Here is a 12,603-nt window from a genome sequence, read left to right as displayed (position 1 = left end):
GGTAATAATGGTTCAATAATTAGCCACTCTTCATCTGTTAAACTGCTTAAATACATAAGTGACAAAACATACTGTTATTTTATCAGTATACTAGATCCCAAATGGGTTCTATAGAAAACTGCTGGCAAAAATTTTATAGCTGGCATTTAATAAACCGTGAACAAAACGAAGCCCTGAATTTTTATCAGGGCTTTTTAAGTATAAAAAGATGTGGTTGTTGGTGATAGGGTCTGGAAAGGAAAGCTGGCAAGCAAGGATTTATGCGATCGCATCAGCTATGAACTGATTGATTCCTTCTTCGCTGTAACCAAAAAAGACCGCCGCACACCTTTAATTTCGCGTGGAGCCAATTGGACAGCATATCGACCGTAATTCGCTCTGATTTCTCCCGGTTGAATCACTGAAGCATTCCAGGCGTGAGATGCAAACAACTGTTCTGGTTCATCTGTACCGAAACGCCAGTGCTTGCTAATCAAGCCATTTTGGTGTTTAGCCCCAACCTGCCACGACTTAACACTGACCAAATCAGCCCCCAAGTAACTATCATCTGTACTCAACTGGCTAATTGTGAGCAGTAACTCATTAACTTGAGACTCGTTCAGGTACATTAACAGCCCTTCCATTAGCCAAAGTGTGGGTGCGTTAATATCAAAGCCCTGTTCTAAAAGCAGATGAGACCAAGGTTGGGTTAAGTCAGCCGCGATCGCACATCGATGGCAATTGGCTCCTTTACCTTGCAAAATCGCTTCTCTGTAATGTATGAGTTCTGGTAAATCTAATTCGTACAAACGAGTCTGGGGTGAAAAGGACAGACGAAATGCTCTTGTATCTAACCCGACTCCTAGAAAGACAAATTGTTTAATTTCGGGCAACACAGACAAAATGAAGTCATCAAAAAAGCGAGTGCGGACTGCAACAAACTGAATGCGAACCGCACTACCAAGGGGGTTATCGCTATCTTGCTGTTCCCATTTCTTACGCCAAGCTTGGCCTGTTTCTCCGGCTAATTGTGCAGCCAAAGGATCGTCAAACAGATGGTCTGACCTGTCGGCTTCTATTGCACGTTTAGTTGCCATGACCAATGCTGTGCGGCAAACTTCATCTTGAATTTCAGGCAGATCATTCATTACTGGGAGCTTTAGTAATTATTGTTGCAGTCGCAAGTCAATTGTCTCACCTGTGTTTGTGCGTGGTCTAGTATCAGTTGTAGAAACCGAGTGCTGATTACCTAAACAATTAACGTAGTCATTAGTTAGTAATTGTTAAAAGCCCGTTATGTTGGTTTACAAACAGCTAAATCTAGCAAGCCACTTAGTAAGAGCTAAATCAACTAATGATTCTAAAATTACAGGAGTTTGAAAATCTTGTTGTAAAACTTTGTTGTATATTCCCGCATGAAAAGGGGAGTATTTCTGATGGTAGTAATTCCCCGGACGTTTTTCTCTTGGCATAGCATCCCATTGGGCTTGAAGTTTCATTTGCCCGAAACCCTCTGGCACATGACCAACAAAAGTCACCAATTCACCATTTAGCCAAATTCTAATTCTGCCGATTACTTCTTTTCGCCATGATGTAGGAGTTGGCAACCACAGAAACACTACTGGTTTATGAGATGCTCTTTGATAGCAAAGTTCAGCTACAGGTTTCGATTTACCTCTGCCGTATTTAATAATGTTTCTACCCTCAATTTCTTCTTTGATTCGCTCATCAAAAGTCAAAATTTTCTCTCGAAGTTTGAGAATTGCTTGCTGTTCCTCCCCCGTACAAGCACCAAGCCAATCTAAAAGAAATTGCGGTGCTGCTGGAATGTTATATGTTGTACTGCTGAAATTTAGTTCTTGATAGGGAATAGGAATTGACCAAGCTTTATTAGTATTAATATCTTGCAAACGTAACTGGAACTGTTGATTATCTTTTAAGACCTGAATCTGCAATAAATCAATTTTGAGCAGATTATACTTGCAGTCAATCAGGTTATGCCTGTGAAACGAGGGTGAAGCTGCTATCAATTTAACTGGTTGGCTGTAGTCTATTTGTTGGGCAAATGGTCTTTCGTCTAGCAAATTATCATAATAGCGGGTTAGCTGCTGAATAACGTATCTATCCTCAGCGTTTTTTAGTTCTAAAATTACTAACTGCTTACTTTCATTTAAGGCTAAAATATCGCAGAATTCGCCTTTAGCAGCATATTGTCGCTTGAGAGGTGTAAAACCTAATAACTGCTGTAGATTGTCCCAAATGAAATCTTCTAGTGCGGATTCTGAGGTGAATTCCCAACCATCACCTGTTTTTCTTAAAGCAGCACCAGCTAACATACTATCTTCACCAGTTTAAATACTCAAGTATAATCAATCAGCTTATCTTTAGATGGGCGTTTGATAAGCTAATGTAACCATGTATTTTTACCGAATATTTAGCCTTATAGTAAAGATTTAGCTCATATTCTATTCATAGTTCTCGCTATTAAATTTTTAAAACTTCACACTCTAGAATTCATTTAAGCACTTCATGACAGTTTTAAAGATAGTAGCTGTTTCTTAACAGCATCTTGAATCTAATTTCATTAGATATATCATGGTAGTAACAGTCTAGATGATTGATATTAAAGAAGTGGTATCAAATAAGGCTGATGAACCTGTGAATAAGAAATGGGTTGTCAAAAGGTTAACAATTAATCTCACATCAGGTGAAGCTGAAAATTTAGATAAGTATTGCTCAACTACAGGACGACCAGCGACAGATGTAATCCGAGAGCTAATTCGCTCTTTGAATGTTGAATAAACTTCTGCCTGAGAGAACGGACATTAATTTAACTACAAAAATTTCAAGCATGATGAATAAATACCTAAAAACATTTTTTGTAACAGCAATTGTGACTGCTTCTGTTATTGGAGCAACTGCTACCTATGCAAAAGCCGAGACTTACAGAGCAGGAGAATTTACCATTATTTTGGGTGATGGTGAAAATGGTAAGACATACACAGGTTGTGATGCAAAAGGTCAATGCCTCAACCTGGAAGATGGAACATCTTGGCGCGATCAGGGTTATCGAGGTATTACTTGGGAAAATAGCGATTATACTTATTCAGTTTCTTGGCGTGAAGATTCTAATGAAGGAATGTATCTGAATGTTTATAATGCAGATAAGCGGGTATTACGTCGTAAATTAGTAGCCGTTACAGATGATGCAGTGCCTGTCATGCCTCTGAAAGTGGTTACTTGGTGTGATGTAGTGAATCTTACATCTGGACAACTGGCACTCCGTTATAGCCCTAATGGAAAATCTAGGGCAGGTCTAAATAATGGGAATCAAGTTGTACTGAAGAAACAACAAGGCATCTGGGCCTATGTAAGTGTATTTCAAGGCCCGAATAGTAAAGTTAATGGCTTGGAAGGATGGGTTAACTCAAATTATCTATCTTGTACTCAAGAACCGATTGATTAACGAATTGTATTTGCTTTATTTAAGAGTGATCGCTTGATGGGCTTGCAGCGATTGCTCTCCCCCTAATATTTAAATTTCGCCCAATTCGGCACGGCAGAGTTAAATGGCTGAGATATTAAAATTTGTTTAAATAGCTAACAAAACAGCTAGAATAACTTCTTAGCTAAGTTTTTGAGCTACTACCAATGAATGCTATAACTACCTCACTATATCTTTAAATATTTCTGGACTATTTCACGATTAGTGCTGATGTAGTTCTAAGTTTTGAAGCGAGAAGCTGGATTAAATTATAAAAATAACAGTTGGCTAAAACATGGATTTCATCAACCAAGCAAAAAAGTTAGCAGATACGCTCAAAGATAAAGTTCAAGAAACCGCAACTAATACAGCTAATGGAATAGAAGAGGTAGTTGATGGAATCAAGAATACTACTGTAGAGATTACCACTTCAAGTATTAATGCAGTAACTAATCTACCTGCAACAGCACAGCAAGGTTTTCAATCTGTACAAAATGCGGGGAAAGCATTAGAAGGAACTGCTATTGGGGTAACGACTTCAAGTGTAGCCATAGCTGAGGCATTACAAAACTTGCCTAGAACAGCTTCGGAACTAGCCCTAGAAATGCCCAAGATTGCATATAGACTGAGGTATCGTGCTGGTTTGCGAACCGGGGATTTACCTCGTAGTGATGCAGATGTGATGAAGCTGTTTGGGAAAATTCCCGGCACATCAAAACTAGGAGCTAACGAACGAACTATTCGTGAATTTTTGAGTGATAAGCATGGTAGCCATATCATTCCACGTTCTCAAGGTGGCTCAAACGGTGCTGACAACATCTTATGGGAAGTGGGTGTTGATAATCTACGTCGCGGAGCCGAAGTGATGACTGTGGGGGAGCAGTTTTATATTCGGGTTTACAATGCGGTAGATTCTATTATTAGTAATTCAGGGACAATTGCGAGGCTGGGGATTACTGCTACAGGAACGGCTGTTGTCACTCAAGTTGTAGTAACAGCGATTTCATACTCCTTGGATCTTTACCGAGGCGACATTACTGTTGAAGAATATAAAAATCTAATTGTAGAAACTGCAAAGATAGCAGGCATTGCGACACCAATTGTTTTTCTGCTATTAGTGGCCGTGTTGGCTTTATTTCCAGAATTTACAGTTGTCTTGTCAGCACCAGTGGTTGTGGCAGGGTTCAACGCTTTATTTGGGATGAGTATTGCAATGCCGATCATTCAATCGCTACTTCGTCATGCTCAAGCTGGTGGTTTCGGTGAGGAAACTGCTGATGCTTACAAAAATACGTTTGGTGGTTCTGCGTCTGCTTAAAATCTGCGCTCAACTTTACCACGAGTGCTGGCTTCATCTTCAAGGCTACTCTTGTTTGGGCTGACTACACACCTCAAGCTTGAATGCGATCGCGGCGACTGAGCGAGGATAACTTGTTCAAGGACAGATATAGAGCAGATATGATCTCTTAGGCTTGATCCGAATCACAGATGCAGCAGTAAACACAAGTTATCCTTGATACACAAAAATCAATGTTTACGTAGATGAACCAAGCCAGTATTCTCGCAGCAACCCTACTGCTGCTCTCTGGAGTGCCAACTATAGCGCAAACCAACCTCCCCAAGATGACGGTAGTGAGCGTAGGTGATGGTGACACGTTAAGAGTCCGCAATCAACAAGGACAACCAGTAACCATCCGCTTGGCTTGTGTTGATGCACCCGAACTCAAACAAAATCCTTGGGGGCAGCAATCTAAGGCTCGTCTTCAACAACTTCTGCCGGTAAACCAGTCAGTACAAGTTCGGTCAATTGAGCGCGATCGCTACAAAAGACTTGTAGCTGAGATTTTCGTGAATAATCGTTCGGTCAACCTAACAATGGTGCAAGAGGGACAAGCTGTTGTTTATCGGCAGTATCTCCAGGGATGCAACAGTACCAAAAACCAATTTCTGCAAGCTGAGGCTGATGCCAAAGGTAAAAGGTTGGGATTTTGGAATCAATCGCAGCCGACTATGCCTTGGGATTTCCGGCGGGGTAAACAGTCAACTCAAGAGACAACGCGAGCGCCACAAGTTCAGCAATGCGATTTATCGTACCCAGATATTTGCATTCCGCCCAATTCGGCTGATTTGAATTGCCGTGATATTCCTTACCGCAGATTTAAAGTTGTTCCACCAGATCCGCACGGGTTTGATAGGGATGGGGATGGTGTGGGTTGTGAACGGTGATTATGCCAAAACACGTCTTTGGGTTAACTAGTGACCTGGGCGACTATACTGGCCAGTCGAGAGTATGGGGAAACGTTAGCGGCGATCGCAACTGATTTGGCAATAGAACCTGAGACAGTGAAAACTTACGTTAAGCTTGCTCGAAAAGTTCTTAAAAGGACGGTTGAGTGAGCAATAAATACTCGTGAATTTCAGTTAATCTACCATAAACAGTTATTTTAGACACTTTTTTTTCTTCTTGAGTATCTAAGATGAAATGTATAACTTTTGCCTATCAGATACTCTTATAGGATTTTTATGGGTATTAGAGAAATTAAAATCCGGCAGCTAGAGTCAATTAAAGGCGGGATGGTTGAGTTTTTTACTCTGCAAACAAGCAATGAAACCATTTGGGCTCAAATTGCACCCAATACAATAGATGATTTGTTTGTTCACAAGTCGCAAACTGACCAGTTGCTAGTAGTGAAAGGACAGGTTGTACTTGTCACTTTGATTAATAAGAAATACCAGTATATTCCTTTAAGTGAAGACTATCCTATGGTAGTGACTATTCCACCTGGGGTTCTGCACGGAGCAATTAATTTAAGTTCGCAATCTTGTTTAGTGGTCAATGCTGTACTACGCCATCGTCCTCCTCAACAAAGGGATTATATTACTTGTCGTAGACCTTTTCCTTACGATTTGAGTGCAGCAACTTTGGCGTTGAAGCAGTTGAAAGCTGCAAAAAAGAAAGAGTTAAGCCAGGGAACTCTTAATTAGCAACTGGGTGCTATTTTTAAGTCCGAATATAGTTAAATCTGATGATGAGAAGCACAAGAGAGCTTCAGCATTCTTTTTGTAGGAATTTGCTACGACAGGTATCATCAGCAAACTCAGTATTACGTTTGTGTTTAAGAGTAAGGAAGATCACTATCAGAAGTAATTTCTTAGTTTTGGACTCATGGGATGCAGATATGGGCCGCGATTGCTACACTGTATCATCCAACCAACCGCACTCTGGATTTGGGCAATCCCAATGCACCCTTGAAGTATAGTCACGCTCATACTCAGCACCACATTGGGGACATCTGCCAGTAAATAAAGGATGCCAATCTAGTAATTCCAACTGTTGCTGTTGTGTCCAGTGCTGACGAGGCTGTAGAATCAACTCACCGTTATAATAACTTGCTCCCTGGGGAAGCCATAGTTCCTCAACTGAGGTATTTGGGTCTTCTCGAAAATCCAAGCAACTATCACCCTCGACCCCTTCGGGATGAACAGCGCAGACTATGTGGGGATCGTGAGCAGACAACAGACAGTGATTGCAATCAGGGATTTTTGGCATAGTATCCGTTATACATCGGGTCTTTGTCTTTCTCGAATATTGAGTAAGTGTTGAGTCTAGAAGTATTAAAGTTGTCTAAAAAAAATCATAAATTGCAGCACATAGATTGATAAACTACTTAATGTTAATTAATAGTAGTAGTGATAATTTTGACAAATGCAAATAGAGGAAATTTTAGCACAGCTAGAAAATAATACTAGAGAATTTCCGCGTTTAGCACTCTTAAGGGCTATTGAAGAAAGGGAAATTATTACACCTATATTAATAAAAACCTTAGACGAACTGAGTAACAATCTAGAAGAGCTACTAGAGAAAGAAGACTATATTTTACATATTCATGCTTTATATTTACTAGCACAATTTAGGGAAGAATCAGCATACCCTACAATTATCAAGTTTTTTTCAGTTCCCGGTGATGTTGCACTAGATGTAACTGGAGATATAGTAACTGAGGATTTAGGTAGAATACTCGCTTGCGTTAGTGGCTCAAATATTGAGCTGATAAAACAACTTATAGAGAATTCAAAAGCTAATGAATATGTAAGAGGTGCTGCATTAGAAGCATTATTGGTATTAATAGCTCAAGAAGTCATTACTAGAGAACAGGTTATACAATATTATGCCAAGCTGTTTTCTACTTTAGATAAAGAAGATTATTATATTCAAACTACTTTAGTAACCAATAGCGCACAGCTTTGTGCAGTCGAACTTCAAGAACAGATAAATCGGGCTTTTGAACAAGACTCGGTTGATCTATTTTTTATTGATCAAGAAGACGTAAGCACTTATCTAGCAGTAGATAAAGAAGAAGCTTTAAATAGACTACGTAAAGAGCCAAAGTATTCTTTTATTAAAGATGTAGTTTCGGAAATGGAGAATTGGCTCTGTTTTCAACCACAAGAACAAGAAAGATATCCATCATATAACATTTTTATTCCCGAAGGATTTAGCCTTGGAGCATCTAAAAAATCTAAAAGTAAAGATAGAGATAAGAAAAAAATGCAAAAGCAATCTCGGAGAAAAAATCGCTCCAAAAAGAAATAAACCATCAATTTTTGTCAAACTTTTTGAAATTAAGTAAGTATTAGGGTAGTCGCTAAAATGCCAATACAGTACATTAATAGAAAAGAACAAACTTATTATCTTCATCAAGGCACTACCAAAACTGGTAAACCAAAGTATTTCTTTTCGATGAAAACTGAAGGAAATATATTAGAAGCTATACCTGATGGCTATGAAATTTATGAAAATCCTAACGCTCAAGTTTTTCTGCGAAAAGTTCAACCGCAAATTATTACTGATGAAGAAAAAATGATTGTAGAGTCAGGAATGAAGAAATTTTCTCTATTACAGGATTATCAGATAGACATAAAACAAGAAATAATTACTATATATACACCTAACCAGAATGTTAATTTATTGTCAGAACTGCTTAGTTTCTCTTCAGGGAATAAATTGAAAGAAGCAGAAACTATACTTAAGCGTTCCATTTCTTATTCACCAATACTTCAATTTGTTTTAATTGATGAACCCAAACGGATATTTATCACACAAAGATACTGCTTTTTAGGAAGAATTGATGATTGGATTCAAGTTGGTGAGCCAAGTAACCTTAATAATCTTGTAAAAAATTATGTAAAGCACTTAGGACAAGAATCATTCTTTGAACTGCATTAATAATGTTCAAAACCTAAGAGAATTTTGAAGATGATGAGCAAAAATAGAACTACTGCGTATATTCTTGTATTTATTGGTGTTATTGGTATCTTTAGCCTAATTTTAGGGAGCATCTTTGGTATACAGAGTCTACTTTTCTTATGTTCGTGGAGTACGAATCAAGGAAATTGCTTTCTGCCAATAGCAATATTATTAGCTATTACTTTTGCCCTGAGTATGATCTTCATAATGATATTAAAACAGGGTCTAAAAAAGCTGAAATATAGAAAAGTTTATCCTGACCAAGATACTTAAAATTTTAGATTTTCCTCAATACATGAGCTATTTTACTTACATAGTTGTGTAATTAAAATTATCTGTTGAAAATTAATTGCGGTTTGAGCCACAACCCAAACAACGCATACAAACAGAAAAAGCTGCTAAAAGTGAGACAATCTCAACAAAAAATTGCAATGACAGTGGGGCGAGAGCCAAACCCCAAATTAGAGAAATTGTCCCGCTAAACATTGCCGTAATGCGATTAATTTCATCTTGAGTCTTCCAAGCTAAGAAAAAAATTCCCAAGCCTATTAATAGTAAAAGCAAACTACTCATAAATTTATGTCCAGTTGATGGACTACTAGTGCATTAAGGGAAATAATTACAAGCCAAAGCAATCATACAGTAGTAATTGCATAGCAGGTGATAGCGATCGCTCACTCGGCAAATGTTTATATTTCACTGCCTGTCCCAGCAGAACGAATCTTTACCTTTAACAGCAAGAAGGCTCACGTCTCATCCGAAGGGGAGCGTGAGATGAATTGCGTGTGAGTTGACTCACTGTAAGTTGCTATATTATCATGAACCTTAAAACACGGTAAAGGTCGATACCATGTATAGAGCAATTAAGTTGAGAATCTATCCTAGTGATGAGCAAGAGTCTTATCTGGCTCAATGTTTTGGTAATACTAGATGGTTGTGGAATTATATGCTTAATGCCACAACTACAGAGTACAAAGAAACAGGGAAAGGTCTTTCTAAGGTGGCAATGGACAAGTTGCTACCTGGGTTGAAGAAAGAGTACGAATGGTTAGGACTTGCATACTCTCAAGTATTGCAGCGAGTAACATTCAATCTTTCTAGTGCGTTTGTCAATTTCTTTGAAGGACGTGCTAAATATCCTAACTTTAAATCTAAACATGGCAAGCAATCGATTCAATATCCCCAAAATGTGAAGTTAATACCACAGGATTCTGTGATTAAGTTTCCTGGTAATTTGGGGATAGTTAAAGCTGTGTTTCACAAAGAACTACCAAACGCTAAGTTCACAACTGTAACTATATCTAAAAATGCGGATGGTAGATACTACACTTCTATTCTGTTCAATCAAGAGGATGTACCAGTAGTTGCAATCAATGAAGCTATCGGTGTTGACCTTGGCTTGAAAAACTTTGCTATAACTTCTGATGGATCAAGATATGACCTACCCAAAAAAGGATTAGCAAAGTTAGAAAAGAATAGAAAACGTAAACAGAAAAAACTATCTAGAAAAAAGGATAAAACCTCTAACAAGCGTCGTAAAGCTAAACGCTTAGTGGCTAAAGTTTCCAGTAAAATCTCTAGAGTTAGAGAAGATTTTCTACACAAGCTATCTCGCAAAATAGCATACGAAAACAAAGTTATTTGTGTAGAGGACTTGGCAGTAAAAAACATGGTTAAAAATCCTAACTTGGCAAAAGCTATTAGCGACCAGGGGTGGGGAATGTTTCTCACCATGTTGAAATACAAAGCTGAAAGATTTGGGCATACCTATCAAGAAGTCAATCGTTTCTTCCCCTCATCTCAGCTTTGTAGCGAAACTCTACTGCCAATCCCAATGCTGCAAAATGGTTATGATTCATTGGGGGTTAGGTTTGTAGATTGCCCACACTGCCAGAAGCAGCATGATAGGGACATCAACGCTGCGACCAACATAAAAAATGAAGCTTTGCGACTTTTGGTGTTAGGAACTACCACTTCTGCCCAAGAAGGGAATGTCAGACCAAAGACTTCTGGACGTAAAAAATCCACCAAGTCTGAGGCAGTTCCCAATGATTTGGGAAGCCTACATCGACCTTGCGGTACGATGTAGGTAGTTCACTAAAAGATGCGAGTGCAGATCAATTTACTTAAACGGTTGCCCCCACAAATCCCAATTCTCCTTATTGAAGGGACTACGCCACTTTAGAATCAACTTCAACTCCAACTGTTGCCGTGCGCGTCGCTCAACTGGAGCATTCCACCAGAAAGCTGCATTCACAGCCGTCGTCAACTCATACCGAGAATGCAAATCCTGGTAACTAGCGATGTAGTCTTTGCAAGCATGAATCCCTTTCCACCGCTTGTCACTGCGGCAAGTTTCTCCAACATACAGCACTAACCCAACCGCCGAATCCAAGATGAAATACAAACAAGCCTCACCAGGACTATCAGCAGGTTTTCGGTAGAAAGACATTGGTACAAGCTGTAGGGTCAGTGGGTCAATAGAGTCAGGATCGCAGTGGTTGAGAGTGAGATCGAATAAGCTTGTTTGCTGTGGTAGTTGAGCTTGCCTTACTTGGTGCTGATGAGCAAGTATGCGCGATTTCCACTTCAGCAGGGCATCGGCACTCATCACCATCTGTTCTGTTCTGGGTGCAGAGGTGGGTTTTACTTCTGGGAATAGGTTCAGCTGATTCGGTTCCAAGGAAATACAAAATGTGTGACCGACTAATTGATTATCGCCCTTAACTAAAACTAAGCCAATCATGACTTTTGATATTCAATTCGCACTTGCTTAACATCAAATTGTTCAGACTCTTGTTTTTGGTAAACAATCTTTTCTACTTGCCGTAATCCGAGACTTTCAAACTGTTTTAATTCTGAGTCTGATAACGGCCAAGGTGGGCCACTTGGTTGTGCTTCTGTATCTCGAATACGAGAAACCAACAAAAGTATACCGCACGGAGCTACAAGAGCAGCAACCGAAGAAATAGCACCAGAACGCACATTTAATGGCAGAGCCTGAATGTTACGGCACTCAAACACAAAGTCAAAAGCAAGATGCCATTGTTGTGGAAGTGCAAACAAGTCTGCAATTACATAATTAACCGAAGAATCAGGAAACCATTGCTGACACCAGGAAATCGCAGTTGGAGAAATATCAAAAGCTGTTACCTCAAAACCTAGTTTTGCTGGAGCTTCAGCATCATCTCCCAAACCGCAACCGATGATTAATGCTTTTTGTCCCAGAGCGAACGGTTGATGATGAGCTAATGTTTACATTCAAAGCTGGGGCTAGATTTTTCTCTTTTCGTGGTAATAAAAGAGGGTTAATTTTCTGATGTCTGTGTAAACTGTGCAAACAACTCTGCTCCTGTCATGTTTTTAGTTTCATTAGCAAAAGAGTAATATTCGGGCTTCTCATCGATAAAAACCTGATGTTCAAAAATTAGACCTTCTGTGTTATCGAAGATTCCAGCAGGTATAAAATATTGGTTATTTTGTTTCAATCGGAAAAATAGATGGCTGCCACACTTCTGACAGAATCCACGTTCTGCCCATTCGGAAGATTGATAAACGCCGATATTTTCTGCACCCTCAAAAGTAACATTACTGCCACACTCAATAGCAAACATTGCTCCTCCGCCCCACTTTCTACACATACCACAATGACAAGCTCCTACGATATTACTCATATTTGTTGTGGATATGCTCACCGCTTTACATAGACAGCTACCTTTGACAAAATTAGACATCTTCTTTACTCCTATAGCTTAAATCATCATGCAGATTAATTATTCTCAAACATTCAAAAGTCTCTGCCGTACCGCCATCGCCGCCGCCGAAGCTATTTCTTCCCAATCTTCATGATTCAAAATTTTATGTAATAAATCGCGCAAAACTTCATGATTTT

Annotated in this window: 15 protein-coding genes and 1 pseudogene; 9 read left to right on the top strand and 7 right to left on the bottom strand. The window is 39.2% G+C overall.

Annotation, left to right across the window (positions count from 1 at the left end; genetic code table 11):
* Nucleotides 1-275 precede the first annotated feature (275 nt).
* Together H6G28_RS35425 and H6G28_RS35420 are read right to left on the bottom strand one after the other, a co-directional pair.
* Entirely contained in the window at nt 276-1,127 is an 852-nt protein-coding gene (locus H6G28_RS35425) for a class I SAM-dependent methyltransferase (protein WP_190594759.1), read from the bottom strand.
* A 156-nt stretch (nt 1,128-1,283) separates the two neighbouring features.
* On the bottom strand, nt 1,284-2,315 hold the full coding sequence (locus H6G28_RS35420) for an endonuclease NucS domain-containing protein (protein WP_190594758.1): 1,032 nt from the start codon (nt 2,313-2,315) through the stop codon (nt 1,284-1,286).
* 277 nt (nt 2,316-2,592) lie between these two features.
* Between H6G28_RS35420 and H6G28_RS35415 the strand changes: the two genes are divergently transcribed.
* From H6G28_RS35415 to H6G28_RS35395, 6 genes and pseudogenes are all read left to right on the top strand, one after another.
* Nucleotides 2,593-2,781 carry a CopG family transcriptional regulator gene (locus H6G28_RS35415; RefSeq protein WP_190594757.1) on the top strand — a complete coding sequence of 63 codons (189 nt, stop codon included), beginning with the start codon at nt 2,593-2,595 and terminating at the stop codon, nt 2,779-2,781.
* Nucleotides 2,782-2,872: 91 nt separating this feature from the next.
* Nucleotides 2,873-3,445 carry a hypothetical protein gene (locus H6G28_RS35410; RefSeq protein WP_190594756.1) on the top strand — a complete coding sequence of 191 codons (573 nt, stop codon included), beginning with the start codon at nt 2,873-2,875 and terminating at the stop codon, nt 3,443-3,445.
* 313 nt (nt 3,446-3,758) lie between these two features.
* Entirely contained in the window at nt 3,759-4,781 is a 1,023-nt protein-coding gene (locus H6G28_RS35405; protein WP_190677869.1) for an HNH endonuclease, read from the top strand.
* A gap of 224 nt (nt 4,782-5,005) precedes the next feature.
* A complete protein-coding gene (locus H6G28_RS35400; protein ID WP_190677867.1) occupies nt 5,006-5,689 on the top strand; it encodes a thermonuclease family protein in 684 nt (227 codons plus the stop codon).
* A gap of 33 nt (nt 5,690-5,722) precedes the next feature.
* Nucleotides 5,723-5,860 (top strand): annotated as a pseudogene (locus H6G28_RS37215) (CRISPR-associated endoribonuclease Cas6); the annotation flags it as partial.
* Between the two features lie 126 nt (nt 5,861-5,986).
* Nucleotides 5,987-6,448 (top strand): cupin domain-containing protein, encoded by a 462-nt coding sequence (locus H6G28_RS35395; protein WP_190677865.1) that lies wholly within the window; start codon nt 5,987-5,989, stop codon nt 6,446-6,448.
* A 208-nt stretch (nt 6,449-6,656) separates the two neighbouring features.
* Here H6G28_RS35395 and H6G28_RS35390 read toward each other — a convergent pair whose 3' ends face one another.
* Entirely contained in the window at nt 6,657-7,013 is a 357-nt protein-coding gene (locus H6G28_RS35390; RefSeq protein WP_190677863.1) for a hypothetical protein, read from the bottom strand.
* 156 nt (nt 7,014-7,169) lie between these two features.
* Here H6G28_RS35390 and H6G28_RS35385 point away from each other — a divergent pair, with 156 nt between their 5' ends.
* Nucleotides 7,170-8,057, top strand: a complete 888-nt coding sequence (locus tag H6G28_RS35385; RefSeq protein ID WP_190677861.1) for a DUF1186 domain-containing protein — start codon at nt 7,170-7,172, stop codon at nt 8,055-8,057.
* A gap of 57 nt (nt 8,058-8,114) precedes the next feature.
* Nucleotides 8,115-8,690 carry a hypothetical protein gene (locus tag H6G28_RS35380; RefSeq protein WP_190677859.1) on the top strand — a complete coding sequence of 192 codons (576 nt, stop codon included), beginning with the start codon at nt 8,115-8,117 and terminating at the stop codon, nt 8,688-8,690.
* Between the two features lie 366 nt (nt 8,691-9,056).
* Here H6G28_RS35380 and H6G28_RS35375 read toward each other — a convergent pair whose 3' ends face one another.
* Entirely contained in the window at nt 9,057-9,284 is a 228-nt protein-coding gene (locus tag H6G28_RS35375; protein WP_190677857.1) for a hypothetical protein, read from the bottom strand.
* Nucleotides 9,285-9,561: 277 nt separating this feature from the next.
* Here H6G28_RS35375 and H6G28_RS35370 point away from each other — a divergent pair, with 277 nt between their 5' ends.
* Nucleotides 9,562-10,800: an RNA-guided endonuclease InsQ/TnpB family protein gene (locus H6G28_RS35370; protein ID WP_190677855.1), complete on the top strand. Its 1,239-nt coding sequence runs from the start codon at nt 9,562-9,564 to the stop codon at nt 10,798-10,800.
* A 33-nt stretch (nt 10,801-10,833) separates the two neighbouring features.
* Here the strand turns inward: H6G28_RS35370 and H6G28_RS35365 are convergent, their stop codons facing one another.
* The 3 genes from H6G28_RS35365 to H6G28_RS35355 all read right to left on the bottom strand — a co-directional run bounded on the left by H6G28_RS35365 (nt 10,834) and on the right by H6G28_RS35355 (nt 12,445).
* Nucleotides 10,834-11,457, bottom strand: coding sequence for a GIY-YIG nuclease family protein (locus H6G28_RS35365; RefSeq protein ID WP_313950049.1), 624 nt, complete (start codon nt 11,455-11,457; stop codon nt 10,834-10,836).
* The gene (locus tag H6G28_RS35360) at nt 11,454-11,906 is read right to left on the bottom strand and encodes a class I SAM-dependent methyltransferase (protein ID WP_397330358.1); all 453 of its coding nucleotides are present in this window, start codon (nt 11,904-11,906) and stop codon (nt 11,454-11,456) included. Before H6G28_RS35360 ends, H6G28_RS35365 begins: the two co-directional genes overlap by 4 nt.
* Before the next feature lie 113 nt (nt 11,907-12,019).
* A complete protein-coding gene (locus H6G28_RS35355) occupies nt 12,020-12,445 on the bottom strand; it encodes a GFA family protein (protein WP_190592935.1) in 426 nt (141 codons plus the stop codon).
* Nucleotides 12,446-12,603: the final 158 nt, after the last annotated feature.

The organism is Nostoc sp. FACHB-190, from assembly GCF_014696905.1.
Lineage (GTDB): Bacteria > Cyanobacteriota > Cyanobacteriia > Cyanobacteriales > Nostocaceae > Nostoc_B.
The sequence above is the reverse complement of the archived record's forward strand: the minus strand, read 5'-3'. Positions and strand labels throughout refer to the sequence as shown.

Bases quoted from the DNA above. Each gene is read 5' to 3' on its own strand.
- H6G28_RS35395 (WP_190677865.1), top strand. From the start codon at position 5,987: ATGGGTATTAGAGAAATTAAAATCCGGCAGCTAGAGTCAATTAAAGGC.
- H6G28_RS35385 (WP_190677861.1), top strand. From the start codon at position 7,170: ATGCAAATAGAGGAAATTTTAGCACAGCTAGAAAATAATACTAGAGAA.
- H6G28_RS35380 (WP_190677859.1), top strand. From the start codon at position 8,115: ATGCCAATACAGTACATTAATAGAAAAGAACAAACTTATTATCTTCAT.
- H6G28_RS35355 (WP_190592935.1), bottom strand. From the start codon at position 12,445: ATGTCTAATTTTGTCAAAGGTAGCTGTCTATGTAAAGCGGTGAGCATA.
- H6G28_RS35400 (WP_190677867.1), top strand. From the start codon at position 5,006: ATGAACCAAGCCAGTATTCTCGCAGCAACCCTACTGCTGCTCTCTGGA.
- H6G28_RS35390 (WP_190677863.1), bottom strand. From the start codon at position 7,013: ATGCCAAAAATCCCTGATTGCAATCACTGTCTGTTGTCTGCTCACGAT.
- H6G28_RS35365 (WP_313950049.1), bottom strand. From the start codon at position 11,457: ATGATTGGCTTAGTTTTAGTTAAGGGCGATAATCAATTAGTCGGTCAC.
- H6G28_RS35375 (WP_190677857.1), bottom strand. From the start codon at position 9,284: ATGAGTAGTTTGCTTTTACTATTAATAGGCTTGGGAATTTTTTTCTTA.
- H6G28_RS35370 (WP_190677855.1), top strand. From the start codon at position 9,562: ATGTATAGAGCAATTAAGTTGAGAATCTATCCTAGTGATGAGCAAGAG.
- H6G28_RS35425 (WP_190594759.1), bottom strand. From the start codon at position 1,127: ATGAATGATCTGCCTGAAATTCAAGATGAAGTTTGCCGCACAGCATTG.
- H6G28_RS35405 (WP_190677869.1), top strand. From the start codon at position 3,759: ATGGATTTCATCAACCAAGCAAAAAAGTTAGCAGATACGCTCAAAGAT.
- H6G28_RS35420 (WP_190594758.1), bottom strand. From the start codon at position 2,315: ATGTTAGCTGGTGCTGCTTTAAGAAAAACAGGTGATGGTTGGGAATTC.
- H6G28_RS35415 (WP_190594757.1), top strand. From the start codon at position 2,593: ATGATTGATATTAAAGAAGTGGTATCAAATAAGGCTGATGAACCTGTG.